General features: G+C 72.5%; 20 protein-coding genes and 1 pseudogene. 11 read left to right on the plus strand and 10 right to left on the minus strand.

Translation table 11 applies throughout. The features are described 5' to 3' along the window. Positions 1 to 116: 116 nt before the first annotated feature. Both IG99_RS08280 and IG99_RS08285 read right to left on the minus strand, forming a co-directional pair. Positions 117 to 332, minus strand: a complete 216-nt coding sequence (locus IG99_RS08280) for a hypothetical protein (RefSeq protein WP_037671388.1) — start codon at positions 330 to 332, stop codon at positions 117 to 119. A 475-nt stretch (positions 333 to 807) separates the two neighbouring features. Next, complete coding sequence (locus IG99_RS08285) at positions 808 to 1,221, minus strand: PaaI family thioesterase (protein ID WP_037671389.1); 414 nt, start codon at positions 1,219 to 1,221, stop codon at positions 808 to 810. A 187-nt stretch (positions 1,222 to 1,408) separates the two neighbouring features. On the opposite strand from IG99_RS08285, the gene IG99_RS08290 reads away from it, so the two are divergent. Further along, positions 1,409 to 2,830 (plus strand): S1 family peptidase, encoded by a 1,422-nt coding sequence (locus tag IG99_RS08290; protein WP_037671390.1) that lies wholly within the window; start codon positions 1,409 to 1,411, stop codon positions 2,828 to 2,830. A gap of 190 nt (positions 2,831 to 3,020) precedes the next feature. On the opposite strand, the gene IG99_RS08295 is transcribed toward IG99_RS08290, so the two are convergent. Then, on the minus strand, positions 3,021 to 5,171 hold the full coding sequence (locus tag IG99_RS08295) for a PP2C family protein-serine/threonine phosphatase (RefSeq protein ID WP_037671490.1): 2,151 nt from the start codon (positions 5,169 to 5,171) through the stop codon (positions 3,021 to 3,023). Positions 5,172 to 5,272: 101 nt separating this feature from the next. Between IG99_RS08295 and IG99_RS45125 the strand changes: the two are divergent. After that, positions 5,273 to 5,962: pseudogene (locus IG99_RS45125) on the plus strand (LuxR C-terminal-related transcriptional regulator); the annotation flags it as partial. On the opposite strand, the gene IG99_RS51620 reads toward IG99_RS45125, so the two are convergent. The 4 genes from IG99_RS51620 to lanKC form a co-directional block, all read right to left on the minus strand. After that, a complete protein-coding gene (locus IG99_RS51620; RefSeq protein WP_037671391.1) occupies positions 5,885 to 7,747 on the minus strand; it encodes an ATP-binding cassette domain-containing protein in 1,863 nt (620 codons plus the stop codon). The pseudogene IG99_RS45125 and the gene IG99_RS51620 sit on opposite strands and share 78 nt — an antisense overlap. Further along, positions 7,744 to 9,534, minus strand: a complete 1,791-nt coding sequence (locus IG99_RS08305) for an ABC transporter transmembrane domain-containing protein (protein WP_078947580.1) — start codon at positions 9,532 to 9,534, stop codon at positions 7,744 to 7,746. Before IG99_RS08305 ends, IG99_RS51620 begins: the two co-directional genes overlap by 4 nt. Before the next feature lie 92 nt (positions 9,535 to 9,626). Continuing rightward, positions 9,627 to 9,746: a SapB/AmfS family lanthipeptide gene (locus tag IG99_RS08310; protein ID WP_037671392.1), complete on the minus strand. Its 120-nt coding sequence runs from the start codon at positions 9,744 to 9,746 to the stop codon at positions 9,627 to 9,629. A gap of 47 nt (positions 9,747 to 9,793) precedes the next feature. Further along, entirely contained in the window at positions 9,794 to 12,487 is a 2,694-nt protein-coding gene (gene lanKC / locus IG99_RS08315; protein ID WP_037671393.1) for a class III lanthionine synthetase LanKC, read from the minus strand. Between the two features lie 199 nt (positions 12,488 to 12,686). Here lanKC and IG99_RS08320 point away from each other — a divergent pair, with 199 nt between their 5' ends. The 3 genes from IG99_RS08320 (at position 12,687) to IG99_RS08330 (ending at position 16,885) form a co-directional block, all read left to right on the plus strand. Continuing rightward, a complete protein-coding gene (locus IG99_RS08320) occupies positions 12,687 to 15,155 on the plus strand; it encodes a SpoIIE family protein phosphatase (protein WP_037671395.1) in 2,469 nt (822 codons plus the stop codon). A gap of 58 nt (positions 15,156 to 15,213) precedes the next feature. Further along, entirely contained in the window at positions 15,214 to 15,717 is a 504-nt protein-coding gene (locus IG99_RS08325) for a metallophosphoesterase family protein (RefSeq protein WP_037671396.1), read from the plus strand. Between the two features lie 244 nt (positions 15,718 to 15,961). Further along, positions 15,962 to 16,885: an aminoglycoside phosphotransferase family protein gene (locus IG99_RS08330; RefSeq protein ID WP_037671397.1), complete on the plus strand. Its 924-nt coding sequence runs from the start codon at positions 15,962 to 15,964 to the stop codon at positions 16,883 to 16,885. Positions 16,886 to 16,918: 33 nt separating this feature from the next. Here IG99_RS08330 and IG99_RS08335 read toward each other — a convergent pair whose 3' ends face one another. Beyond that, on the minus strand, positions 16,919 to 18,028 hold the full coding sequence (locus IG99_RS08335; protein ID WP_037671398.1) for an XdhC family protein: 1,110 nt from the start codon (positions 18,026 to 18,028) through the stop codon (positions 16,919 to 16,921). Between the two features lie 204 nt (positions 18,029 to 18,232). On the opposite strand from IG99_RS08335, the gene IG99_RS08340 reads away from it, so the two are divergent. The 5 genes from IG99_RS08340 (at position 18,233) to IG99_RS08360 (ending at position 23,639) form a co-directional block, all read left to right on the plus strand. Beyond that, positions 18,233 to 18,946, plus strand: coding sequence for an LmeA family phospholipid-binding protein (locus tag IG99_RS08340; protein ID WP_234311772.1), 714 nt, complete (start codon positions 18,233 to 18,235; stop codon positions 18,944 to 18,946). 299 nt (positions 18,947 to 19,245) lie between these two features. Then, the gene (locus IG99_RS08345; RefSeq protein WP_037671405.1) at positions 19,246 to 19,530 is read left to right on the plus strand and encodes a GlsB/YeaQ/YmgE family stress response membrane protein; all 285 of its coding nucleotides are present in this window, start codon (positions 19,246 to 19,248) and stop codon (positions 19,528 to 19,530) included. A gap of 131 nt (positions 19,531 to 19,661) precedes the next feature. Further along, positions 19,662 to 21,521 (plus strand): cellulase family glycosylhydrolase, encoded by a 1,860-nt coding sequence (locus IG99_RS08350; RefSeq protein ID WP_037671496.1) that lies wholly within the window; start codon positions 19,662 to 19,664, stop codon positions 21,519 to 21,521. 61 nt (positions 21,522 to 21,582) lie between these two features. Beyond that, positions 21,583 to 22,428, plus strand: coding sequence for a MerR family transcriptional regulator (locus IG99_RS08355; RefSeq protein ID WP_051865030.1), 846 nt, complete (start codon positions 21,583 to 21,585; stop codon positions 22,426 to 22,428). After that, complete coding sequence (locus IG99_RS08360; protein ID WP_037671407.1) at positions 22,425 to 23,639, plus strand: glycosyltransferase; 1,215 nt, start codon at positions 22,425 to 22,427, stop codon at positions 23,637 to 23,639. The genes IG99_RS08355 and IG99_RS08360 overlap by 4 nt, the downstream gene beginning before the upstream one ends. A gap of 40 nt (positions 23,640 to 23,679) precedes the next feature. Here IG99_RS08360 and IG99_RS08365 read toward each other — a convergent pair whose 3' ends face one another. Further along, positions 23,680 to 24,936 carry a YncE family protein gene (locus tag IG99_RS08365; protein WP_037671410.1) on the minus strand — a complete coding sequence of 419 codons (1,257 nt, stop codon included), beginning with the start codon at positions 24,934 to 24,936 and terminating at the stop codon, positions 23,680 to 23,682. 182 nt (positions 24,937 to 25,118) lie between these two features. On the opposite strand from IG99_RS08365, the gene IG99_RS08370 reads away from it, so the two are divergent. Next, positions 25,119 to 25,802, plus strand: a complete 684-nt coding sequence (locus tag IG99_RS08370; RefSeq protein WP_037671411.1) for a TetR/AcrR family transcriptional regulator — start codon at positions 25,119 to 25,121, stop codon at positions 25,800 to 25,802. Between the two features lie 119 nt (positions 25,803 to 25,921). On the opposite strand, the gene IG99_RS08375 is transcribed toward IG99_RS08370, so the two are convergent. Then, the coding region (locus IG99_RS08375) for a VOC family protein (protein ID WP_037671500.1) at positions 25,922 to 26,215 on the minus strand (294 nt) is incomplete at its 5' end.

The raw sequence follows: 26,215 nt of genomic DNA on the forward strand, positions 1-26,215 counted from the left end.
ACGCGACCGTGTCGGCTACTTCAAGGCGACACGCACGCGTGTCGGCTGTGCTACGACGACCGAGAGTCCCGGAGCCGGGAAACGGCTCCGGGACTCACCAGCACAAAAAGGCGCGATCAGAGACCGGCGACCAGGTTCGTGACCGGGGCGGTGTTCAGGCCGGTGACACCCTCGACGGTGCCGACGGCGGTGTCGACCACGCCGGAAACCGGGGCAACGCTGTCGAGCGTGCCGGTGACGGTGCTGAGGGCGTTCACGGCCAGGCCGCCGGAGACGTTGTCGAGCTCGGCGTCGGAGATCTCGACGGTCTCAACCTGGGGGGTGGAGTTCATGATGGAACTTCCCTTCACATGGATATCTCATAAGGGGGGAGCGGCCCCCTCTGGGGACAGATGACGGCCGCGACCGCAGATGCCGGGGCCCGTTTCCGGAAGCCGTCGACGTCCCTGCGGTGCGATGGATCAAAGCAGGTTTGCGGCCGACGCATCCAATCAAGCACGCGTCTCACCTGCGCACTTGCGCCGCAGCGGTGCCGATGCGTGCAGAGATGCGCACGGAGTGGTGGCGACTTCTTCACACCCGGGAGGGCGGCGCGGTGCCGGGTGGCGCGGGGGAGTGACGGCGAATCAGACACTCCCGCCCCAAAGGCGTGACCGGCGCCACCGGAGTTGTGCAGATCCGCTGACGCCGGTGACCGGGTTGGGTAGCCGATGTGCAGATCCCCTGAAGCCAGGATTCCGCTTCGCGTTCTGAACCCATCGTTACCTGCCGGTAGCAGACCGTGTCAGTCCGGCCGGGTCCGTGATCTCAGCCCAGCAGCGCGTACACGGTGCTCGCGCGGGCGGCCAGTTCGCCCGACCTCTCGTCCGTCATCACGATGTCGGCGAACGCCATCCGGCGGCCCAGCTTGGTCAGCACCGATTCGATCAAGACATCCGAACCGGTCACCGGCCGCTGGAAGGACGTGGACTGCTGAACCGTCGTCATCGGTACGTAGGCACCGCGGGCCGCCGAGACGGCGATCACGGTCGCGGTGTCCGCGGCGGCCATCAGCGCCTGCCCCGAGAGCGCGCCCCCTTCTCGGGCCAACGTCTGTGACCAGGGAAGACGCAGAACTGCGCGGTCGTCTGCGAGGGCCTCGACCGACAGGCCGAGGGCGAGGACCCAAGGGGCGAAGTTGTCGGTGAGGATCTTGTCGGCTTCGGCGGTGGTCATCGTCATATGGGGGATTGTTCCCGCCGCCGGTCCGTCATGCGCGTGCCATGGCCGATTCCGTGTTTCGCAAAAGCAGTTGGCAAACAGCTTTGAACGCACCGCGTGCCCCCTGCGTACCTACAGCCATCCAGGCGCCGCTGTACGAGCTGCCGATCGGCAGCACTGACCCCGTCCCCCCAGGAGGTCGAGAAGTTTGAGTCACAAGCGAATTCCGAAGCGCAAGGCCGCGATCGCGGTAGGTGGCGTCGCGGCGCTCGGAGCGGCGGCACTGCTGCTCCCGAACGCCAACGCGTCCCAGGACGGCGCTACGGACGCGGCCGCGCCGAAGACCCTCAAGTCCGCGGACGCCTCGGACCTCGCCTCGCAGCTCGCGAACCTGCTCGGCGACTCGTTCGCCGGGTCGTACTACGACGCCGACAAGCAGCAGCTCGTCGTCAACGTGGCCGACGGCGACAACAACGTGGTCGTGCAGGCGCAGAAGGCGGGCGCCGCCGTCCGCCAGGTGGAGAACAGCCTCTCCGAGCTCAAGGCCGGTGCGCAGACGCTGAAGGCGAAGGCGACCATCCCGGGCACCTCGTGGTCCGTCGACCCCAGAAGCAACAAGATCCTCGTCACCGCCGACAGCACGGTCACCGGCACCAAGTGGGACCGGCTGGAGTCCACGGTGCAGGGCCTCGGCACGAACATGGCGACCATCAAGAAGTCGGCCGGCACGTTCAAGACCTTCGCGTCGGGCGGCGACGCCATCTTCGGCGGCGGCGCGCGCTGCTCGCTCGGCTTCAACGTCACCGCGGGCGACGGCTCCCCGGCCTTCCTGACGGCCGGTCACTGCGGCGTCGCGGAAGAGAAGTGGTCCGACTCGCAGGACGGCCAGCCGATCGCCACGGTCGACCAGGCCACCTTCCCGGGTGACGGTGACTTCGCGCTCGTGAAGTACGACGACCCGAACACGCAGGCGCCGAGCGAGGTCAATCTCGGCGACCAGACCGTCCAGATCACCCAGGCCGCCGACGCCACGGTGGGCTCGCAGGTCTTCCGGATGGGCAGCACCACGGGTCTGGCCGATGGTCAGGTCCTCGGCCTCGACGCCACGGTGAACTACCCCGAGGGCACGGTCACCGGTCTCATACAGACCAACGTGTGCGCCGAGCCCGGCGACAGTGGCGGCTCGCTGTTCACCCAGGACGGCAGCGCCATCGGTCTCACCTCCGGCGGCAGCGGTGACTGCCAGGCCGGCGGCGAGACCTTCTTCCAGCCGGTCACCACCGCCCTCCAGGCGGTCGGCGCGACCCTCGGTGACGGCGGCGCGGGTGCCGGCGGCGCCGGCGAGCAGGCCGGCGGCGGCGAGCAGGCCGGCGGTGAGCAAGCCGGTGGCGGCCAGGGCGTCGGCAACGAGGGCGCCGGCCAGGAGGTCGGCGGCGACGAGGTCGGCGGCCAGGACGTCGGCGGTGAAGGCGCCGGTCAGAACGCCGGTGGCCAGGAGGTCGGCGGCGAGGGTGCCGGCCAGGGCGTCGGCGGTGAGGAAGCCGGCGCGGGCAACGAGCAGGCCGGCAACGGCCAGAACACCGGCCAGAACGGCGCCGGCCAGAACAACGGCCAGATCCAGAACAACTGATCCGGCCTCACCAGCGGTCAGGCCGGCGGTGGAACGGTCCGGCCCTCACCCCCCCCCGAGGACCGGACCGCCCCCCACCCACCCGCTGAGCCTCCGCAACCCGACCGCCGTCCACTCCCCGTGGGCGGCGGTCGGCGTTATGGCGGACTCCTGCCAGAACCGGACCGCAACGCGTCCCCCCGCGCCTCCCTCACCGCTCCCGTGCGCGCAGCAGCAACAGGGCCACGTCGTCCAGGCGTTCCTCCGCCGCCGCGTGGGTTCGGATGAGGGCATCGGCGACCTCGTCCAGGGGGCGGGAGCCGGATTCGGTGAGGCGGAGGGCCAGGTCGGCCACGGCGTCCTCGATGTCGACGCCGGGGGCTTCGATGAGACCGTCGGTGTAGAGGGCGAGGACGGAGCCCGGGGCGAGGTCCACCTCGGTGGTGGGGTACGTCGCCGAGTCGTCGATGCCCAGCAACGGCCCGCCGGCGAGGTCGAGGACGCGGACCCGGCCGTCCGGCCGGCGCAGCAGCGGCGGAGGGTGGCCCGCGCGGGCCATCACCGCCCGGCCCCGCCCGGGATCCAGCCGGAGGTACAGACAGCTGGCGAACAGGTCCGAGCCCAGGTCGATGAGGAGCCGGTTGGTGCCCCGCATGATCTCCCCGGGCTCCTGACCGACCGTCGTGTACGCGCGTACGGCCGTGCGGATCTGCCCCATCAGCCCGGCCGCGGTGACGTTGTGCCCCTGCACGTCCCCGATCACCGCCGCCGCCAGCGGAGGCGACGGCACCAGGTCGTAGAAGTCGCCGCCGATCTCCATGCCCCGGGTGGCCGGAAGGTAGCGGGCGGCCGCGTCGACGCCGGGCAGCGGCGGCAAGGAGTGCGGCAGCAGCGCCGCCTGGAGCCCGTGCGCCAGCTGGTGCTTCGCGTCGTAGAGCAGCGCCCGCTCCAGCGCCTGCGCGATCAGCCCGCCCAGACTGGTCAGCACCGCCCGTTCGTCCGCCGGGAAGTGTCGCGGCTCGGCGTAGGACAGCACCCAGGTGCCCACCGGCCGACCGGAGGCGATCAACGGCAGGTACGCCCACGCGGCGAAGCCGTCCGGCGTCGTGTGCCTGACCGGATACAGCCGCTGCAGTTGCTGCCGTGAGTCGAGAAACACGGGCACCCCCGTGCGCAGCACGTGTGTACCCGGCGTCGGCGCGGCCAAGGGCATCCCGTCGAACCGTTCGGCGACATGCGCATCCGGATATCCCCGGTGTCCCAGTACGTGCAGTCGGCCGGCCCGGGAGCCCAGCAGCACCAGCGCCTGACCGCCCACCGCGGGCAGGACTTCGTCAGCGACCAGCTGCACCACGTCCTGCACGCCCACCGCTTCGGTGAGCGCCGCCGCCAGGCTGAGCACCTGGGAGATGGTGACCAGCCGGGACGGCGCGTCCCCGGGCTGCGGCCCGGCCCGGTTCATCTCCGACACGGCCCGCGCGCGGCTGATTCTGATGCTCAGCCCCGTCGTACTCGGATACAGCCGGAAGGACAACCAGTCGCCGGGCGGCCGCAGCGCCACGAACGAGGTGACGTGCTGGCTGATCAGCGCGGCCCGGTAGCGGTCCTCGTACATCGGATCGTTCAGCCACGGGACCGCCCCCCACAGCTGGGCGCCGAACAGTCGGCTCGACGGCACTCCGAGCAGGTCCGAGCCGGCCGCGTTGATGAACGCCACCCGCCCGTCCAGATCCAGCGAGCACAGCCCGTACGGCAGCCGCGCCACCATGCGCGCCGCCTCCACCGTGCCGAGGGTGCCCGCCACGCCCCCCGCGGGCGGGACCCCGAGCAGATCGGGCTCCGGGCGCAGCGACCGGCTCTGTGCCGCGGCGCGGGCCAGCCGCAGCGCGAGCCGGTCGCAGGCCGTGGTCAGCTGCTCGCGCTCCCGCTCGGACAGCTCCGCCGGATGCGAGCCGGGCCAGGTCAGGAAGACCGCGCCGTACACCGTGGAGTCGGTCGCCACCGGCAGCGCGGCCAGGCAGAAGGGATAGGGCAGCACCACGGCGATACGGGGATAGCGGCTCGCCATCTCCTCCTCGCCGCCGACCCACACCAGCCGCCGTCGGCGTACCGCCTCCGCGACCGGGATCGGGGCGCTCAGCCCGACCCGCTCCCAGGGCGCAGCGAACGCCCGGGGCAGCCCGGCCATCACCGCCATCTCCAGCACCGGCTCGTCGGGTGCCCGCAGATACACGGCCCCGGAGTGCGCCTGGACGTCCTCCATCATCGTGCTCAGGGCGAGCGACAGCAGCGGCTGGTCCACGGCGGTCCTGGCGGCCGCCGGTGCCTGCCGGGACGTCGGCCCGTCGGACACGCCGACCACCTCCTCGTCCGGCCGCGCGGGTCCCAGGGACAAATCTCCCCCCTGGCGGCCCGTCGCGCACGGCGAGCGAGCGGCACCTTTTACCCCCTCACCGCCCGGACATGCCCCCACAGTCGAAGCGCGCCGCGTCATACGAGCGCTGCATATGCGCCCCCGCGCACCCTGATGGCCGGTTCTTCGCGCCCACGAACGGTCGCGGGCGTCAACAATTGGTCAGGCGCAACACCGCTGAAACAAGAGGCGTACGGCGAGCTGAAGGGGTGGCAGTGATCCGGGTACTTCTGGTGCATGACGCGTTACTGGTCCGATCGGTTCTGGCGGAGTGGCTGAGCCGTGAAGCAGACCTGCGGGTCCACGACACCTCGTGGCCCGGCGCGCCGGGCCTCGTGCGGTCCGTACGGCCCGATGTGTGCGCCGCGGACGTGGAGTGCTCGGACTCCTACGGCATCCCTCCGCTCGGCGAGCTGACCCGGCCGGGCCCGGACCAGGCGCCGCCGAGACTGCTCGTGCTTGCCACCGCGAACAGACCGGGCCTGCTGAAGCGGGCCGTCGAGGCGGGCGCGCTCGGCTACGTCGACAAGGAGGGCTCGCCCGAGCGACTGGTGCGCGGAATACGCCGCGTCGCTGAGGGGAAACGTTTCGTCGACGACTCGCTGGGCCTCGGTTTCCTCAAGGCCGCCGAGATGCCCCTGACCCGCCGCGAACTGAGTGTCTTATCCCTGGCCGCCGAGGGAGCGTCCGTCGCGGAGATCGCCGGGAGCCTGCATCTCTCCCACGGCACCGTGCGGAACTACATGGCGGCCATCACCCGCAAGACCGGCGCCCGCAACCGCATCGACGCGATCCGCATCTCGCAGGGGGAGGGCTGGCTGTGACGCCGGGGCGCCGACGAGCTCCCGGTACGGAGCCGAGCCGCGCATGAGCTCGTCATGGGTGCCGTACGCCGTGCGCGGGCCGTCCATGACCAGGACCCGGTCCGCCCGGCGGGCCGAACTGATCCGGTGCGCGACGACGATCAGGGTGCCGCCGGGCCGCTCCGCGAAGGCCCGTTCCGCGCGCTCCTCGGCCCCGGCGTCCAGATGACAGGTCGCCTCGTCCAGCAGCGCGAGCGGGGCGTACGACAGATAGGCCCGGGTCAGCGCGACGAGCTGCCGCTCACCCCCGGAGAGCGCCCCGGGATCCACCTCGGCGTCGAGTCCGCCGAGCCGTTCCAGCAACGGGGTCAGCCCGACGGCCTCGGCGGCGGCGAGCAGCTCCGCCTCCGGCACGGGGTCGGTCCGGAGGTGCGTGAGGTTCTCGGCGAGGGTGCCGGTGTGGACGTAGGCCTCCTGGGGGATCAGCACCCGCCGGGCCGCGGCCTCCGCCCCCGGCACCGGCCACCCGCACACCTCGACCGTCCCCTGCCGCGGCTCCAGCAGCCCGGCCACCAGGGCGGTGAGCGTCGACTTCCCGATGCCGCTCGGACCGACCACGGCCAGGTGGCAGCCGGCGGGGAGGGCGAGATCGAGACCGTCGACCACGGGGGCGCTGTGGGGGCCGTAGGCGAAGGTGAGGGAGGAGAGGGAGAGGGCGGGCGCGGTGGCGGAGGGGGCGCGGCGGACGGTGGCCGGTTCGGCACGGGCGGCATCGTCGGAACGGGGGGACTGGTCGGCGCCCTCCGCCGTCAGCCGGCGCAGTACCACCGTCAGGCGTGAACCACTGGTGCCCAGGCCGTGGATCAGGCTGGTCAGGGCGGGGAGCAGGGACTGGGTGACGTAGGAGAGGGCGCCGAGGAGGGCGCCGGGGGTGACGTCGTGGTCGAGGAGCCAGGGCGTGGTGGCCAGGAGCAGCACGATGGGGAGCTGGCCGCCGATCGCCAGTGCGGCGATCCGCGCGGTGCTCCACCGGGCGAGGGAGCGCGCGGCACGCAGTTCGGCGTCGACGCGGGCGGCGGTGCCGGCGGCGACCCGTTCCTCCGCGCCGGCGGCCGTGACGTCCCGCAGCCCCGGACAGACGGTCCCGAGGTGCCCCGCCAGGGCCTCGTCGGCGACGAGGAACGCCTCCTGCCTGCGGGCCAGTGGCCGCAGAGTCGCCGCGAACAGCGCCACACCGGCCGCGAGCGGCGGCACGACGATCAGGAGCAGGGGCGGGGCGAGGGAGAAGAGGCCGACGAGGGCGCCGAGCGCGGTGAAGACGAACGAGCGGGAGACCATCACCAGACCGGCGAAGGTGTCCCGGGCGATCTCCGTCTGCTGGGTGAGCCCGGACAGCGCCCGGTGGTCCCCGTCCCGCACCCCGCGCGCCACCACCCCCCGCACCAGCCGGTCCCTGAGTGGTTCGACGAGTGCCGCCACCGCCGCGTACACCCGGGCGGTGCCGAACGCGCCGAGGATCACCCCGACCCCTGCGACGCCCAGCCAGCCGAGCCCCACCTCCGGGCGCCCCCGCAGGAACCCCGCGTCGAGGGCACGGGCCGGCGCGTAGCCGACGAGGAACGTCTGCGCGCTCTCCAGCAGCGACCACACGGCGAGACTTACGAGAACCCGCCGCCGGGCGAGCAGGAAGCGCAGGCCGCGTCGTTGGATCTCGCCGGTCATGGCGTCATCCTCGTCGGGGGAGCCGGTTGGTGGGGCGGCTGCTCCGGGGGCGGCTGCTGCGGGGGCGGCTGCTGCGGGGTCGGCTGCTCCCCGAACACCGCCCGGTACTCCGGGTCCCGCCACAGCCGGGCATGCGGGCCCACCGCTCGTACGCGTCCCCCGTCCAGCCAGGCCACCGTGTCGGCGCGGGCCGCCGTGGCCGCGCGGTGGGCCACCAGGAGCCGGGTGCCGCCCGCGCCGCCGCTCAGCAGCGCGTCGGTGATCCGCGCCTCCGTCACCGTGTCGAGGCTGGAGAGCGCGTCGTCGAGGATCAGCAGGCGGCCGCCGTGGGCGAACGCCCGGGCGAGGCCCAGGCGTTGGGACTCGCCACCGGAGCGGGGGGCGTCGGCGCAGGGTGTCGCGTAGCCGTCGGGGAGGCGACGGACGAAGTCGTCGGCGTGGGCGGCGCGGGCCGCCTGCCGTACACGGGTGGGGGAGGGGGACGACAGCGCGAGGCCGATCGCCTCCTCGACGGTGCCGTCGAGCAGGGCGGGCCGTTCGAATGCGTACGCGACCGCGCGGCGCAGGTCGTCGTGGGGGAGCTGTCGCAGCGGCACCCCGTCGAGCAGGACCTCTCCGGCGTCCGGGTCGGCCAGCCGCCCCGCGAGCGCGGCGAGCAGGGACTTTCCGGCACCGGAACGGCCCACCACGGCGAGGGTGGTGCCGCCCGGGACCACGAGGTCGACCCCGTCCAGCACGACGCGTCCGCCGCGCCCGGCGGTGACCCCCCGCAGTTCGAGCCGGCCCGGCCCGTCGGGCAGCCGCCGCTCCCCGTGGACGGGGCTGGGTTCGGCCAGGACCTCGGCCAGGCGTCCGGCCGCCGCACGGGCCCGCGCCAGCCCCGCCACCTGCCCGACCAGCACGCCGATCCCGGTCGCGAGTACGGCGTACCGGGAGGCCGCGAGCACCTCGCCCACCGTCAGCCGGTGCCGGGCGAGCAGCACTCCTGCCACGGCGAGGACCCCTAGGTGGAGCAGCGGCGCCACGGTGACCGCCCGGGCCGCGGCCCGCCCCTGCACCCGCCACATGCGGTGCCCCGCGCGGGACAGCTCCGGCAGGGGGCGCAGGATCCGGGCCGTCTCCTTCTCCGCCGTACCGGCCGCCCGGATGGTGCGGTGTCCGCCGACGGCCTCCGTGAGCGCGGAAGCGATGTGCCCCTGGGCCCGCTGGTAGTTTGCCGCGCTCGTGGAGGTGTCCCGGGCGACCGCGCGCAGCAGCAGGTACAGCACGGGCGCCCCGGCGAGGAACACGGCGGCGAGCCAGGGGTCGATCAGGGCGAGTGCGACGACGCCGCCGACGGGACCGGCCGTCGCGGCGAGGGTCGCGGCCCGCGCGGCAGGTGCCGTTCCGGCCTGCGCGGCGTTGCCGACGAGCCGGGCCACGAGGTCGCCGGAGCCGAAACGGTCGGCGGCGCGTGGGCCGAGGGCCAGCACGTGCCGGGCCAGCCGCCCGCGCAGCCAGGCGGTCGTCCGTGCGTCGACGGTCCCGGAGAGCACGGTCTCGGCCGCGTCGAGCAGCGCGAGCAGCAGTACCAGCGCGGCGCAGTACAGCACCCAGCGGGTCGCCGGGGCGTGCGCCAGCAGCAGATCGAGGCTCCGGCCCAGAGCGGCCGGCAGCAGCAGACCGGCACCGGTCGCGGCGGTACCGAGCAAGCAGAGCGTGAGGCAGCGCCGCCCGCTGTACCGGGCGGCGGAACGCGTCAACGCCCTTGCTTGGTGAGTTACTTGGTCGTCGGCGCGGGTCGTCATGCGGCAGCGGCCCCCCGGGTGGGAGTGACGGGACCCCGGGCGGCCCTCCCTCGCGGGAGCGGGCCGCCCGGGGCCGGGACATCCGGAACCCGTCAGAGACAGAGCAGAACGCTGGCCGCGCTGATGCAGGACAGCAGGCTCACGGTGCTCTGCCCGCCGCCACCGCCGGTGTGCTCGTCGGACTCCATCGTCTGCAGGTCGAGAAGTGCCATCTCGGTGTCCTTTCCTTTAGGTGTCCATCCGTGGGGACGGGGTGGTGTCACGACTCCGTCAGGTCGCGGAGCCGCGTCTGTGGGGGCCGCCCGAGCGGCGGCAGGAACGGCAGGTGAGCGGTGGACCCCGCGTCGAGGGCCGCGCCGAGCGCGAGCAGGCACCCTGCCGTTCCGGTGCCCAGGTCCATCGAAAGCCGCATCATCTGGTGCCCGGGGAAGGCCAGTTGGCCCTGGTACGACATCGCGAACCAGCCCAGCCCGGAGATCTGCTCGGCGAGCCGGTCCGCGCCGGCGCCGGGCGCCGAGGTGCGGGCGAGGTGCAGGATCATCCCGGCGCGGCCCTGGAAGAGGCCGGGCTGGGCGTAGAAGCGGGAGGTGGCGGCGGCGACGACGCCCAGGCGGGCCCGCTCCAGCTCGCCGCCCGGGTCGCCGGTGTCGCTGGCGAGTGCCAGGTAGTCGTCGAGGACCATGCCGAGGCCCACGCTGCCGTCGCCGAGGTACGGCAGGGTCCGCCACCCCTCGTCGACCTCCAGCGAGCCGCCCTGCTGGACCACGCAGCACTCCAGGTCCCTGCGCAGCGCCCCGGCGGCCGCCTCCAGCAACTCCGGCTCACCGGTCCGCTCGTACTGCCGCAGCAGGAACAGCGCGGGCCCACTCGCGCCCCGCAGCAGCCCGGCCCGCCGCCGGGGTGTGTCGGGACGCGGCTCGGCCAGCCGTCGCACGAGGAGACGGGCGGCCTCGGCGGACCGCTCCCGCAGCTCGGCCTCACCGGTGGTCTCCGCGAGGTGGCCGAGGACGAGACCCAGTCCGGCCAGCCCGCCGTGCAGGTCGGAGGAGAGCTTGTGCCACTTCTCCGCGAGGATGCCGTCGACCAGGTCCAGCGCCCGGTCCCGGTGCCCGAGCCGGTCCAGGACCAGCGCCACGCCCGCCAGACCGTCGTACAGGCCGAGCGGTGTGCCCGGGGGCGCCGGGTCGGTGTGCTCCAGCAGCCAGCGCTCACCCTCGTCGTAGCGTTCGGCGCCCGTCTCGGCCAAGGCGTACAGCACCCCGGCCGCACCGTGCGCCAGACCGAGCCCGCCGCCGTCGGAGAACTGCGCGATGTCCCCGGGGAAGAGCCGGTCGTCGCGCTCCGGGGTGGCCGAGGCGAGAAGCGCCTTCACCATCGAGTCCCGGCTGTAGGGCCAGTCCCCGGGGGAGACGAGGGACGCCCCGGCGGGCCGTGGCGCCCCGGCGACGGCGGACCCCGGCGTTTCCCCCGCGGCCGGGTGTTCCGCCGTCGCCCCCGTGATCCCCGCCCCCGCCGCCCTGGTGATCTCCGTGACCGCCTCGTCCAGGAACCGTCTCGGCACGTCCGGGAACTGTTCCGCGACGACCTCCGCCAGGTGCGCCGCCTTCTCGCGGTCGACCACGAACAAGGTGGTGACCGGCAGGAACAGGGCCAACCGCAGACAGGCGAGGGCGTAGCGGTCGACGTCGACGCCCCTGCGGTCGGGCGGCGCGAAGAAGCCGGGATGGGCGACCACCTGGCGGCCCTGTTCGGCGACCGGCGCCGCCGCCTCGAAGTCGATCAGACGGACGGACTCCCCGTCGGGGGCGACCATGATGTTGAAGACGTGCAGGTCGTTGAAGACGATCCCGCGCGCGTGCAGCGCCTCGACCGCCTCCTCGACCGCCCGGTGGATGCGCAGCGCCCACGCCGTGTACGAGGCCACGGCCCCGGGATCCGGGTCCGGCGTCAGCAGCGGATGGCGTTCGGCGAAGAACGAGTTCAGCGGACGGCCCTCGACGAAGTCCATCACCAGGAAGCGGTGGCCGCCCAGCTCGAACCAGTCGCGTACCTCGGGCACCACACCGGTGCCCGCCGCCCGCTCCAGCGCCTCCTTCTCCCGCTCGAGGCGTGCGATCGCGTCAGCGCCGTCGGCGGCGAGCCCCGCGTGCGGCCGCCCCTCCTTCAGGACGACCTTGCGCCCGTCCCGGGTGTCGGTGCCCGCGTACACCCCGCCGCCGTTGGAGAAGTGCAGCGCCTTCTCGATGCGGTACGGCAGCTCGCCCACCGTCGTGGTGTTGCGCGCCGCGAGATGCGGTTCGAGGAACGACGGCAGCGTCACCCACTCAGGCACCTGGAAGGACGGCGTCCGCAGGTCCGGCACCAGCCGTCCCGCGCCGTCCCGCACCGCAGGTACCAGCGAGCCCCGCTCGTCGACGACGAACATCCGCGCGAACGCGCCGTAGCGGACGTAGAGCGGGCCGTCGTGCCAGCGCAGGTCGGTGAGGATGTACGGGCCCTCGTACCCCTTGAGCAGGTCGCCCAGCTCGCTCAGCACGGTGTGCAGTTGCTGCTCGTCGGCCGGGTAGACCGTGACGAACTTGCCGCTGCCGTCGCGAGCCGCGTACTTGGTGTTGCGCAGGTGCAGCAGATGCGGGCCCGGGACGAACTTGAACGGGATCCGCCGGGGCACGCAGTAGTCCCACACGATCGCCGCGACCTCGTCCGCGTCGGCCCGGGTGGCCGAGGCGTGGATCTTCCAGCCCTGTTCCGGACCGGCGAGCGGTGCGCCGTCCGGGCCGGACGGCGTCAGCGTCAGCCAGTCCCCGATCCGCGCCGCCGTCCAGCCGGCGGGGGCGTCGCGCCGCGCCGTCTCGAACAGCGGCGCGGCCTGCGTCCCGCCCGCCGCAAGGCGGTCCGGCGTGTCGTAGAAGTGCCCGTCCGCCAGCGCGTACACCTCGTACCGCTTGTCCATGCGCCCCCCTCCGTGGCCCGGCACAGACACTTCCAGCCGGTCGAGGGGCCCGGACAGTCACCGCTGTCACGAGATCACCGTGCGGTACGCACGCGTCAACACATGTTCGGCCGCTTTCGAGCGGCGAGGGCGGGCACCGTGTGCTCATCGAACCGTCACAGGGGCTGCGCACCCGTTCCATAAGCGCTGTAATACGAACGTGGTCAGTGAGGGCGCCGCCGTACGCAGGACGAGAACGCCGCGTGCCGAGGTTGCCCTCAAGACGCTCATGAGCGAGCCCGACTCACCCGAACGGGCGCGCCGCATCCTCGAACAGGCCCTCGTCTTCACCGGCGCGACCTTCGCCGCGCTGTACGTACCGGGCGCCGAGGGTGACCTGCTGTGCCTGGTCGAGGCGGTCGGCGTGCCGAGGACGCTGTACGGGCTGCGCGAGAGCTACCCGCTCGCCGGGTGCTCCCCGGCCGCCGACGTCCACCGCACCGCGGAGCCGGTATGGCTCGGCCCCGCGGAGCTCGCCGGGTACGCGGGGTCGCGGCGGATGGGCTCCCAGGACGTCTTCCTGGCCGCCCTGCCCGTCCGTGACGACACGGGCGGCGGCCGCTGTCTGCTCGCCGTGACCGAGAGCCCCGACGGCTTCGGCCCCGAGGACCGGGCGTGCCTGGCGCTCGTCGCCGAGGCCCTCACCCGCGCCGTCCCGGCTCAGTCGGTCGCCGGCGGAGTCCGCGAGGAACTCACCGGGGGTGCCTTCGGCCTCGCCATGGACAGCGGCCACGTCGAGGTCGGAGACGACCTCCTGGAGCTGTTCGGTCTCACCCGCGACGACTTCGACGGCAAGGTCGAGACCCTGCTCGGTCTCACCGTCCCCGAGGACCTGCCCTCGCTGATGTCCGTGGTCGAGGCCGACCACATGTCCATTGGCGACCGCGAGCTGGAGTTCCGCGTCCTGCAGCCGGCCGGACCGCCCAGGTGGCTCAGGCTGCGCGGCCGGCTGCTGCCGGGCGGCGACGGCCGTCCCGCCCGGCTCGTCGGCACCGTCGCCGATGCCTCCACCCTGCGCTCCGACGTCACCGACGTGGCCCGAGTCCAGCGCCTGGCCGCCGCCCTCGCGACCGCCGGCACCGTGCGTGACGTCAGCCAGGCCGTGGTCACCGCCCTGCGCGCGCCGCTGCGGGCCGACCGCATCGCCCTGGCCGAACTGGAGAACGACCGTCTCGTCGTCACCGTCCTCGACCCGCCCGAACCGGAGGCCTGGCCCGAGCTCTGGCGGCTGGAGTGGCGCTCCGAATGGCCCGACGCGCCCGTGCGCACCATGCCCACCCTCGCCGCCGCCCTGCGCGAGGGCCGCGCCCGGATCTGGCCCGCCGGCACCACCCTGGAACCCGCCCTCGCCGAGGTCGGCCCCGGCGGACTCGCCGTGCTGCCGCTGCCCGCCGCCGGCCGCATGGCCGGCGCCTGCCTGATCGGCTGGGACACCCCGCACGACTTCGGCCCCGACGAACGCGCCCTGCTCACCGCCTCCGCCGGGCTCGCCGGACAGGCCCTGATGCGCGCCCACGCCTTCGACGCCGAACACGAACTGGTCGGCATGCTCCAGCGCCAGTTGCTCCCGCGCCGCCTGCCGGACCTGCCCGGAGCCGTCGCCGTCGCCCGCTACCTGCCCACCACCGCGGGCCTGGAGGTCGGCGGCGACTGGTACGACGTGATCCCGCTGCCCGACCACCACGTCGCCCTCGTCATCGGCGACGTCCAGGGCCACAGCGCGGCCGCGGCCACCCTCATGGGCCAGATGCGCACCGCGCTGCGTGCCTACGCCGCCGAGGGCCACCCTCCGGACGTGGTGGTCTCCCACGCCAACCGGCTCCTCATGGAGCTGGAGACCGACCTCTTCGTGACCTGCTGCTACGTCGACGTCGACCTGGAGGAGGGCACCGCCTGGTGCGTGCGCGCCGGACACCTCCCGCCGGTGCTGCGGCACGCCGACGGCACCACGGAGATCGCGGAACGGGACGGCGGCCCACCGCTCGGCGTGCTGGCGCAGGCCGACTTCCCCCTCGGCCCGCTCTCCTTGCGCCCGGGCACCGTGCTCGCGCTCACCACCGACGGCCTCGTGGAGTCGCCCGACTCCGACATCGACACCGGCATGGAACGGTTCGCCCGCGCCCTGGCCGAACCCGATCCCTCCCACCTCGGCCTCGTCGCCGACGCCCTGCTCGGCGACGCCCGACGCGCCGACGACATCGCCCTGCTCCTCATGCGCTACGACGGCATGGCCGAGCGCCCACGTCGCGAGACCTGGACGGTGTGGCGCGTCCCCGAGGCCGTCCGGCACGCCCGGCGCTACACCCGGCGCACCCTGCGCGTGTGGGGCGTGCCCGGCGACGACACCGACACCGCCCTGCTCGTCGTCTCCGAGCTGGTCACCAACGCGCTCGTCCACACCGACGGCCCGGTCCGTCTCGACCTCACCCTGCTCCACCGGCGGCTGCGCGTCGCCGTCACCGACGCCTCCCCCCGCACCCCCGTCAAACCGTCCGACATCGGCTGGGAAGCCACCGGCGGCCGCGGGATCCTCCTCGTCGAAGCGATGTCGGACACGTGGGGGACGGTGCCCGTGAGCGGCGGCAAACAGGTCTGGTGCGAACTCGCGCTGACGACCCCCACGAAATGAAGCAAGAGTTCGATTTTGGTCGATCGCCCACACAACCATCTCGACCTACGCTGACCTTGTGCGTCTGCTCCTGATGTCCGACACCCACCTGCCCAAGCGCGCCCGGCGGCTGCCCGCGCCCCTGCTCGCCGAACTCCCGCACGCCGACGTCGTCCTCCACGCCGGGGACTGGGTCGACACGGCCGCCCTCGACCTGCTGGAGAGCCACAGCCGACGGCTGATCGGCGTGTACGGCAACAATGACGGCCCCGAGCTGCGCGCCCGACTGCCCGAGGTGGCGTACGCCGAGCTGGACGGCCTCCGCTTCGGCGTGATCCACGAGACGGGCTCCGCGGGGGGCCGCGAAGCCCGGTGCGCCGCCCGCTTCCCCGACCTGGACGTGCTCGTCTTCGGCCACAGCCACATCCCCTGGGACACCACCGCCCCCACCGGCCTGCGCCTGCTCAACCCGGGCTCCCCGACGGACCGCCGCCGTCAGCCCCACTGCACGTACATGACTGCCACGCTGACCGGGGGCCGCCTCACCGAGGTGGAACTCCACCGGCTGCCGCCCCGCGTCTGACCCCGCACAAGGGCCGGGCCGCTCCGGTCCTCTCGCCCGGAAGCGGCCCGGCTTCGCGACTGGTGCGTACTCACGGACCTCCTTCCGAAGCAACGGGGGAAACAGGACGGGTCGGCCCCGTCCATAGTGCGGTGCCTACCCCTCACAGCGCGCTCCACACACAGAAATCCGCATGTTCCGCGCCCCGAAACCGGCGGACCTGGCCACGAAATTCGGTGGACGCGGCCGGCTCCGATCCGCTGGCATGATGCGCGTGCTGATCGACGCTTCTCTCGTCCACCGTCTGCTCGCCGCCCAGTTCCCGCACTGGGCACAGCTGCCCGTCACCCCCGTCCCGCGCTCCGGCCTCGACAACGCCACCTTCAGACTCGGCGACGACCTGTCCGTACGGCTGCCGCGCTACGCGCACTGGGTCGGCCAGGTCGAGCGGGAGCACCGCTGGCTGCCCCGCCTCGCCCCGCACCTGCCGCTGCCCGTCTCCGCACCGGTGGCCCAGGGCGAACCGGGCGAGGGCTACCCCTACCCGTGGTCCGTGTACCGCTGGCTGGAGGGCGAGACGGCGACCACCGAGGACCTCACCGATCCCGTACGCGCCGCCCTCGACCTCGCCGGCTTCATCACCGCCCTCCAGGACATCGACACCACCGGCGGGCCCGGCCCCGAGCAGAGCAACGCCTTCCGTGGTGTCCCGATGGGCGATGACCGCGACTCGCTGGCCGCGGAGGCCCGGGTCCGCCCCAAGATCGAGGCGCTGCGGGGGACGGGTCTCGTCGACGTGGACGCCGTGACGGAAGTGTGGGAAGCCGCCCTCGCCGCGCCGGCCTGGCAGAAGCCGCCGGTGTGGATCCACGGCGACCTCGCGACCGGCAACCTCCTGACGAGGAACGGCCGGCTCAGCGCGGTCATCGACTTCGGGACGCTCGCCGTGGCCGACCCGGCGGTGGACCTGATGCCCGCCTGGAAGTTCCTCCCCGCCCCGGCACTCCCCGCCTTCCGCGAGGCCGTCGCCGCCGACGACGCCACCTGGGCCCGGGCCAGGGGATGGGCCCTGGCGGGTTCGCTCCCGGTACCGGAGGACCCGTTCTTCCGCGAGGACCCCGACCGGGTCACTCAGGCGCTGCGCCACTTGGAGGCGGTGATCGCGGACCACCGCCGCCACGGCGGGTGAGAGATGCGGCCCCCGACCCGGGGCGCCCGTTCCTCAGCCATCACGCCCGACCGGATGAACGGCCCCGTCGGTCCCGCTGAGCGGGGTGCCGCTGCCTCCCCACCGCAGCGCGACGATCTCGGCGGCCACGGAGACAGCCACCTCCTCGGGTGTACGGGCGCCGAGGTCGAGCCCGACGGGTGAGCGCAGCCGGGACAGCTCACTCTCGGTGAGACCGGCCTCCACCAGCCGCTTCCTGCGGTCGTCGTGCGTACGCCGGCTGCCCATGGCCCCGATGTACGCGGCCGGCCGGCGCAGCGCCTCCTCCAGGAGTGGTACGTCGAACTTGGGATCGTGGGTGAGGACGCAGACGACCGTGCGCTCGTCCGTCCCGGTCTCCCGCAGATACCGGTGCGGCCACTCCACGACCACGTCCACGCCCGGCGGGAACCGCTTCGGCGTGGCGAAGACGGGGCGGGCGTCGCACACCGTGACCCGGTAGCCGAGGAAGTCACCGATGCGGGCGACGGCGGCCGCGTGGTCGATCGCGCCGAAGACCAGCATCCGGGGCGGCGGCGCGAAGGAGTGCAGGAACACGGAGACGGCGTCCTCGCGCCGCTCGCCGTGCGCCCCGTAGTGCCGTACGCCGGTCGCGCCCAGCGCGAGCTCACCGCGCGCGTCCGCGGTGACCGCCACATCGAGGCCGCTCGCGCCCAGCGTGCCGGCCACCCGATCCGGCCAGACGGTGAGGGTGGCCCCGCGTGGAGCGGGCCCGTCGAGCACGGTCGCCACGGTCACCGGTTCCCCCACCGCGACCGACTCCGCGACCGCGCCGAAGCCCGGATCACGTTCGGCCGTGACGGGACGCACCAGCAGGGTGATCTCCCCGCCGCAGGTGAGCCCGACGGCGAACGCGTCCTCGTCGCTGTATCCGAAGCTCTCCAGCCGGGCCTCCCCACTCGCCACGACCTCCTGCGCGAGCTCGAACACGGCGCCCTCGACACACCCCCCGGACACACTCCCGACCACCTCGTCCTCCGGCCCCACCGCCATAGCGGCCCCCGGATCGCGCGGCGCGCTCCGAGTCACCGAGACAACGGTGGCGAGCCCGAACGGGACACCCGCGCCGTACCAGCCCCTCAGCACCGGAAGAATCTCACGCATCCCCGCGGATACCTCCTGACGAGCCCGTCAAACCAGCCACCGCCCGTGATTTTCCCAGGTCAGACAGGGCTCGGCCAGTCGCCGATCTCGACATGCAAGTCGTAGGTCGCGGCAATCCCTTCGCAAAGGGGGCTTCCGGGACGGTGCAGGGCCTGCATGATCACGTCAGCAGTGCTCGTGCGGGAACAAGGTGGAGGGGTCGGCGTGAGACGTCGATGGGTGAAGGTCCTGGTGATCACGGTGGCGGTGCTCGCCGTGCTGTTCACGGTCGTCGACCGGGTGGCCGTGCACTACGCGGAGAACGAGGCCGCGCAGCTCGCCAAGGAGAAGTACGGCTACGCGAACACCACTGACGGATACCTGGATGTCGGGATAGAGGGCTTCCCGTTTCTGACGCAGGCGGCGCGCAGGGACTTCGGGCACGTCACGTTGAGCGCGGGACGGTTCTACATCGACACCACCACCAACGCGCCGGGCGGCTATCTGCACGTCGACCGTCTCCGTCTCGACCTGCGCGGCCTGCGGGTGACGTCGCTGACCGCGCGCAGCGCCGAGGCGAACCTCGCCACCGGGACCCTGACCATCTCCTACGAGGAACTGTCCGGGGTACTGACACGACTGGCGGGCCACGGCGGGCCGTTGAAGGTCTCCCAGGCCCCGGGGTCGGCCGGCCAGGCGGCACGGGTCAAGGTCTCCGGCACGGTGGGCGGAAGGCCGTTGGACAGCACGGGAACACTCCTGGCCCAGGGCACGGAGCTGTCCCTGACCGTCCCCGGCGCCGAACAGGCCGCGCCCGTGTGGCGGGTCGGCCTTCCGGAGGGAGTCGACTTCACCGCCGCGCGCGCCACCGCGGACGGCGTCGAGATCAGCCTCGTCGGCCACCAGGTCACTCTCGGTTCCTCACGCTTCGGAACCTGAACGGTCCACCGCCCTGCTTCACGCTGGGGTAGTCGCAGGTGACGGAGATCAGTCGACCGTCACATGGGTCAACGGACAGTCGTCGTCGAAGATGCGTGTCCCGCGGACCGCCCTCGGCTCTGTGCATGCGAGCCCGTATCCCGTTCTGTTCCGTGACCTCGGTGGAGGAGACGGGCAGGAGTGGTGACCGGTTTCGTGGCAGGAGCCGAGTGCGATGTGACGGTGGGTCGGACGCCGGGCGTTTGGCCGTGGGATACCGGGCAACCCGTCCGCCGAACCGACACCAAGGAGAAACTGCCATGGGCATCATTGCGTGGATCTTCATCGGTCTGCTCGCCGGGGCCATTGCCAAGGCGCTCATGCCGGGCAAGGACCCGGGCGGCATCATCATCACCATGCTCATCGGTATCGCCGGAGGGCTGCTCGGAGGGTTCCTCGGCAAGGTGATCTTCGGAGTCGACTCGATCGACGGCTTCTTCGACCTGTCCACCTGGATCGCGGCCATCATTGGGTCCGTCATCCTCCTCGCGGTGTACCGACTGGTCACCGGGCGAGGTCGCGGACACCGGCACGTGCACGCATAACTGAACACCGAGCACACGTGCGAGCGCCCCCGTCGTAGGACGGGGGCGCTCGCACATCGCCGGAGGGCCACGAACTTACTCGTGAGTCAGTGGTGTTGACGGTGTCCGGAAATCATCGGACTGTAGTGAACATGACGAAAATCAGGGCTCGTCTTCTCGTTGTTCTGGTTGTCCTCAGCGGATTCCTGACGGTGGCGGGCCCCGGCCCCGCCACCGCTGCCCCCCTCACCGACTCCCTCTGGTTCGACGGCACCCCCCTGACCGTCTCCAACGGCCGCTTCACCGACGGCCAGGGCCGCGAGGTCGTCCTGCGCGGCTACAACGTCTCCGGCGAGACCAAACTGGAGGAGAACAAGGGGCTCCCGTTCGCCTCGGTCGCCGACGCGAAGAAGTCGGCGACCGCGCTGCGCGCCCTCGGCGGCGGCAACTCCGTCCGCTTCCTGCTCTCCTGGGCCCACGCCGAACCCGCGCGCGGCCAGGTCGACACCGCCTACCTGGCCGCCGCCACCGACCAGATGCGCGCCTTCCTCGACGCCGGCATCCGCGTCTACCCCGACTTCCACCAGGACCTCTACTCCCGCCACCTGTTCGACCCGGACAGCTGGTACACAGGCGACGGCGCCCCCCAGTGGGCCGTGGAGGCCGGGGACTACCCCGACGAGTCCTGCGGCATCTGCCTCCTCTGGGGCCAGAACATCACCCAGAACGAGGCGGTGAAGCGGGCGACGTACGACTTCTGGCACAACGCCCACGGTCTCCAGGACGCCTTCCTCGCCACGGCCCAGCGGACCATGGCGTACATCGAACAGCACCTGTCCGCCGAGCAGTTCGTCGGCGTCGTCGGCTTCGACCCCTACAACGAGCCGCACGCGGGCGTCTACGACTCGGGGCAGACCAGCCGCGCCTGGGAGCGGGACGTGCTGTGGCCCTTCTACCTGAAGTTCCGGGCGAGGATGGACGCGGCCGGCTGGCAGGACAAGCCCGCCTTCGTCGAGCCCAACCTCTTCTGGAACGCCAACATCGACTTCCAGAAACAGGAGGGCGGCCTCCTGGACGCGGGCACCCTCGGCCCGCGCTACGTCTTCAACACCCACTTCTACGACCAGAAGGCGATCTCCGGCATCTTCATGTGGGGCAAGGCCGGCGACGGGCAGTACGCGGGCGACTTCGGGACCGTCCGGGACCGCGCGGCCGCCGCCGGCACCCCCGCGATCGTCAGCGAGTTCGGACACCCGCTTGCCGGAAACGTCTCCGACAAGGCCCCGACCGTCCTGAAGGCGATGTACCAGGCACTCGACTCCCGCCGATCCGGATCCAGTTGGTGGACGAAGACGGCGGCGAGCGGACCGGTGCTGTCGGGCTCACAATGGCAGTGGGACATCTACAACGGCCGCCACCACGAGCTGATGAACGGCAACCCCGACAAGGTGCTCACCACCGGCGACGCCTGGAACGACGAGGACCTCTCCGCCGTACGCCTCGACGACTCGGGCAAGCCGGTCCTGCGGCAGGACGCCCGGCTCCTCGACCGCGTCTACCCCAGCGCCACCTCCGGCACCACGGTCGCCTTCACCTACGAGGACCGCTCCCGCGACGGCTCCACCACCCTGACCTGGAACCCGGTCCCCAGCTCCCTGCCGAATGTGGCACGCCTGGTCGGCTCCGGACAGTACGGACTGCTGCTGTGGCGCTCGAACAGCGGCTCGGCGCCCACCGAACTGCACCTGCCGGCGTCCTTCCCGACCGCGTCCACCACCGTCGTCTCCGACCTCGGCACGATGTACGCCCCGCCCGCGTACACCGACTCCACCCCGGTCGCCGCGGCCCCGGAGCCCGGCGGCACCGGAAGCCGTCGGCTGCTGCTCACCGACTCCGACTCCGGCGTCCTGCACTACGCCCTGGTGGCCAACGGGGCGACGGCACCCTCCGCCGACCTGCTGACCGCGGCCCGTGCCGAGCTGACGTCCTGGGCCGCAAAGACCGGCGGCTGAGCACGCTTGACCCTCCCCTCACGTCAGGGTTCACGCTGGACCCCGACGAAAGGGCAGGTGAATGAGCTACTCCGTGAAGCAGGTCGCGTCCTACGCCGGCGTGACGGTGCGCACCCTGCACCACTACGACAGGACGGGCCTGCTCACCCCCGGCGGCCGCAGCCGGGCCGGGTACCGGCTCTACGACGACGCCGACCTGGCCCGGCTCCAGCAGATCCTCTTCTACCGCGAACTCGGCTTCTCCCTGGACGAGATCGCCGCCATCCTGAGGGACCCGCAGGCCAACGCCCTCGACCACCTGCGGGCCCGGCAGCGGCGCCTGCATGAGGAGATCGCCCGCCTGCAGCGGCTCACCGAGGTCGCCGAACGAGCCATCGAGGTCCAGCAGACCGGGGTGCCCCTGACTCCCGAGGAGCGCTTCGAGGTCTTCGGCGAGATCACCTTCGACCTCAGTTACGCCACCGAGGCCCAGCTCAAGTGGGCGGGATCCGCGGGGCAGCGCGAGGCGATGGCCCGCGCGGCCGCCCACACCAAGGAGGACTGGCGCCGGCTCATGGCCGAGGCCGCCGACTGGCGTACGGAGCTGCTGGCCGCCTTCGACCGGGGGGAGCCCAGCGACTCGGAACGCGCCATGGACCTCGCCGAGGAACACCGCCGGCACATCACCCGCTGGTTCACCTCCTGCGACCCCGCCATGCACCGCCGCATCGCCGACGACTTCGCCGCCGACCCCCGCGCGTTCGCCCTGGTCGTCCCACCGTCACAGCAACGTCCGGGCCTGGCGCCGTACTTGTGCAAGGCGGTCCACGCGAACGCCGCTCGCCGCGAGGGCGGCGAGGACCCATCTCAAGGTGGATCGGCCCGAGGCGAAGCAGCCGGCCACACCGGGCCGGAGGGGCGGCGATGAGGATATTGATCGCCGCCGCGGGGTCACGCGGTGATGTCGCGCCGTACACGGGACTGGGCGCCGAGCTGAGCCGGGCCGGTCATGACGTGGCCCTCGCCGCCACCGACGGGTTCGCTCCGCTGGTGCGAGCGGCGGGGCTGGAGTTCCGCAGCCTTCCCGGGCGGCCGGAGGCACACGGCGACCTGACGGACCGGCGTGAACTGATGTGCAGCGCGGCCGAGTTCGTCACCGAGCTGGGCCTGGGCTTCGCCGACGCGGTGGTCCAGGGCACGGACCTGCTCGTGCTGTCGGCCACCACGGCTCCGCTCGGCTGGCACGTCACCGAGGCCACGGGCGTACCGAGCATCGGCGCGTATCTCCAGCCCACGGCCCCCACAGGCGACTTCCCGCCCGTCGTCATGGGCGCCCGGCAGCTGGGCCGCCTCGGCAACCGTGCGGCCGGACACCTCGCCCTGCGCATGGCCGACCGCGTATACACCCGCGCGGTCACCGCCCTGCGGCACCGCCTCGGCCTGCCCCCGCTCGGCCCCGGTGCGATGCGCCGACGCCAGGAGCACGTCGGCTGGCCCGTCCTGCACGGCTTCAGCACCGCGTTGGTACCCCGCCCGGCCGACTGGCGGCCGGGCCTGGAGGTGGCGGGCACCTGGTGGCCGTACGTCGACGAGGACGAGCAACTGCCCGAGCGGCTGCGGGACTTCCTCGAGGCCGGACCGCGCCCGGTGTTCGTCGGCTTCGGCAGCATGGCGCGCGGGGAGGGTGAGCGGCTCGGTGAACTCGTCGTACGGGCTCTGCGCGGCGCCGGGCTGCGCGGAGTGCTCCAGACCGGTGCCGCCGGGCTCACGGCGGACGCCGGCGACGACGTGCTGAGCGTCGGGGACGTCCCGCACGCGCTGCTGTTCCCGCGTGTGGCGGCGGTGGTCCACCACGCCGGCGCGGGCACCTCGGCGGCCGCGTTGCGCGCCGGGGTGCCCGCGGTCCCGGTGCCGGTGACGGCGGACCAGCCGTTCTGGGCGGGGCGGCTGGCCGCGCTCGGCGCCGCCACCGCCCCGGTCCCGTTTCCGTCCCTCACCGCCGAACGGCTGACCGAGGCCCTGAAGCGTGCCGTAGGGGAGCAGTCGTACACCCGCGCCGCCACGGCCGCGGCCCGCCACCTGGCGACCGAGGACGGTGCGGGCCAGGTGGTCAAGGCCGTGGCGGAGATGGCGCGTTGAACGAATGCCGCCTTGAGGGGCTGTCGTCCCTCATCGCGCGTCAGGAGGCCGGACTCGTCCAGTCCGCCGCGACATGGCCCAGCCGGACCCGCTGCGGGTGGTCGCCCACCGGGACGGACACCGTCTTCTTGCCGGTGGCGAAGTCGATGGCCGTGACCTGGTCGGCGCCGCTCTCGGAGACGACACAGCTCTTGCCGTCACCGCTGACCGTGGCCCAGTAGGGCTTGGAGACGGGGACGAGTGGACCCTCCTGAAGGGTGGCGCGGTCGACGACGGTCGCGTAGTCGTCCATCGTGCCCGCGACGCACAGCTTGGTACCGTCCGGCTTCATCGAAAGCCCGTGGTGACGCGAGTCGTTGACGAAGGTCGTCCGGTCGTCGCTGGTCGCCGAGTTCTTCGGCAGGGTCTTCGTCCGCGTGATCTTGTCGCTCGCGATGTCGTACTCGAAGAAGCCGTTGAAGAACGAGACCTGGAAGTACAGCTTCGACTCGTCGGGCGAGAACACAGCAGGCCGGACTGCGTCCGAGTAGTCCTTCAGACCGATCGCGTCCAGCCGCTGCCGCATGTCGATGGTCTTGACCTGCTTGAACGTGGTCGCGTCGACGACCGTGACGCGCCGGTCGCCCTTCGTCCAGTCCAGCCAGGGCGCGTCCAGAGCGGTGTTGACGTCACCGATGGCCATGTTCCAGATGGTCTTGCCGTCCTTGGAGAAGATGTTCTCGTGCGGTTTGTCGCCGGTGGCGAACGAACCCAGCTGCTTGCCGGTGTCGATGTCCAGCACGTGCACTGTGTTGGCGGTCGACGCGGAGACCGCGACACGGGTGCCGTCGGGGGAGACGGCCATGTGGTCCGAGCGGTAACCCGACACACGGAAACGCCAGTTGACGGCTCCGGTGGCGAGATCGATGGAGACGACGTCGGCGAAGCTCGGCCGCGAGACGACCACGGACTTCCCGTCCGGCGTGGAGTACATGTCGTCCACGAATTGGTCGTGGCCCTCGCCGACGCTGTTGCGGATGGTCTGGAAGGCGATCCACCAGACGGGGTCGGCGTTGATCTCCGCCATCCGCTGGTCCTTGTCCGGTATCACGTTGATCCGGCCGACCTTCGCGAAGTCACCGGTCGACTTGATGACGTCCGCGGTTCCCTCCCAGTTGTTCCCGACGAACATCACCTCGCGCAGCGCGGCGGCGTCGGAGGCTCCTGTCGCCGCGGTCGCGGCGGTCGCGGGGGCGGTGACGGTCAGGACGAGGGCGGCGGCTACCGAGCAAAGGTGCCTGGTTCTGGAGGCAGGCATGAGCGCTCTCTCCTCTGGGCTGGGGGGCATGCCGAGTGGGCGGTGCGAATCTGAATACCGATGCGTTCAGACTGTACTTACTGGAAAGTAAGGAAGGGGGCCCCTTCGCCACAAGACTGCGTACACGACAAAATTGCCGGAGGGGAGCCGGAGTTTCGGGCCGACTACGGAGGGTGGGGCAAGTGGCGGGCAGACTCAGGGCGCCTACGGGACGGTACGGAGGCAAGACCGCCGAGGAGCGGCAGGCCGAGCGGCGCCGCAGGTTCCTGGACGCGGCGCTCCAGCTGTTCGGCGACAGCCCCGGCTACCGCGGCACCACCGTCGCGGCGCTCAGCGAGGCGGCGGGCCTGTCGACGCGGCAGTTCTACGAAGAGTTCCGCACCCTCGAGGACGTCCTGGCCGCCCTGCACCTCCAGGTCAACGACTGGGCGGAGGAGGCCGTCCTGACCGCGTTCACCGCCGCCCAGGACCTGCCCCTCGCCGGCCGCGTCACCGCGATCTTCCGCGCCTACGCCGGCAACGTCACCGCCGACCCGCGCCGCATCCGCATCACCTTCGTCGAGATCATCGGCGTCAGCCCCCGTCTGGAGGAACAGCGCCTGGCCCGCCGCGCCCGCTGGGTCGACCTCATCTGCGCGGAGGCCACGGCCGCCGCCGAACGGGGGGAGGCGGTCACCCGCGACTACCGCCTCCCCGCCGCCGCCTTCATCGGCAGCGTCAACGGCCTCCTCCACGACTGGAGCGCGGGCTGGGTCGACGCGACCCTGGACGAGGTGGTCGAGGAACTGGTCCGACAACTGCTGGGCATTTTGCGGCCGGTGGGCTGGGGGACGGGCGACGCGGGGCGGGCGCCGGGCGACGCGTGACGACCGCGGGGCGGGTGCCGGGCAGCCCGCCGCCCCACCCGCCCGGCGCCCCGGCTGCCCCGGCTGCCCCGGCGCATGAGCACACCAGGCTCCCGTCGGCGTGTCGTCAGGGCTCCGCGTCAGCGCGGGGCGAGGACGCAGAACTCGTGGCCCTCCGGGTCGGCCAGGCACCTCCAGGGGACGTCGCCCTGGCCGAGGTCGAGGTCGGTGGCGCCGAGGGCCCGCAGCCGGGCCACCTCCGCGTCCTGGTCGTCACCGGGGTAGGGCAGCAGGTCGATGTGGACGCGGTCCGGCACGGTCTTCGCGCCCGGCATGCGGAGGAACTCCAGATACGGGCCGACGCCCTTGGCGGAGCGCAACACCGCCTGATCGTCGGTCACCTCGTGCAGGGTCCAGTCCATCGCCTCGCCCCA

Source organism: Streptomyces griseus subsp. griseus (genome assembly GCF_000720255.1).
Lineage (GTDB): Bacteria > Actinomycetota > Actinomycetes > Streptomycetales > Streptomycetaceae > Streptomyces > Streptomyces griseus_I.

Coding starts and splice junctions, on each gene's coding strand:
- IG99_RS08365 (WP_037671410.1), bottom strand. CDS start 24,936: ATGCCTGCCTCCAGAACCAGGCACCTTTGCTCGGTAGCCGCCGCCCTC.
- IG99_RS08345 (WP_037671405.1), top strand. CDS start 19,246: ATGGGCATCATTGCGTGGATCTTCATCGGTCTGCTCGCCGGGGCCATT.
- IG99_RS08310 (WP_037671392.1), bottom strand. CDS start 9,746: ATGGCACTTCTCGACCTGCAGACGATGGAGTCCGACGAGCACACCGGC.
- IG99_RS08335 (WP_037671398.1), bottom strand. CDS start 18,028: ATGCGTGAGATTCTTCCGGTGCTGAGGGGCTGGTACGGCGCGGGTGTC.
- IG99_RS08350 (WP_037671496.1), top strand. CDS start 19,662: ATGACGAAAATCAGGGCTCGTCTTCTCGTTGTTCTGGTTGTCCTCAGC.
- IG99_RS08355 (WP_051865030.1), top strand. CDS start 21,583: ATGAGCTACTCCGTGAAGCAGGTCGCGTCCTACGCCGGCGTGACGGTG.
- IG99_RS51620 (WP_037671391.1), bottom strand. CDS start 7,747: ATGACCGGCGAGATCCAACGACGCGGCCTGCGCTTCCTGCTCGCCCGG.
- IG99_RS08305 (WP_078947580.1), bottom strand. CDS start 9,534: ATGACGACCCGCGCCGACGACCAAGTAACTCACCAAGCAAGGGCGTTG.
- IG99_RS08280 (WP_037671388.1), bottom strand. CDS start 332: ATGAACTCCACCCCCCAGGTTGAGACCGTCGAGATCTCCGACGCCGAG.
- IG99_RS08360 (WP_037671407.1), top strand. CDS start 22,425: ATGAGGATATTGATCGCCGCCGCGGGGTCACGCGGTGATGTCGCGCCG.
- lanKC (WP_037671393.1), bottom strand. CDS start 12,487: ATGGACAAGCGGTACGAGGTGTACGCGCTGGCGGACGGGCACTTCTAC.
- IG99_RS08330 (WP_037671397.1), top strand. CDS start 15,962: ATGATGCGCGTGCTGATCGACGCTTCTCTCGTCCACCGTCTGCTCGCC.
- IG99_RS08285 (WP_037671389.1), bottom strand. CDS start 1,221: ATGACGATGACCACCGCCGAAGCCGACAAGATCCTCACCGACAACTTC.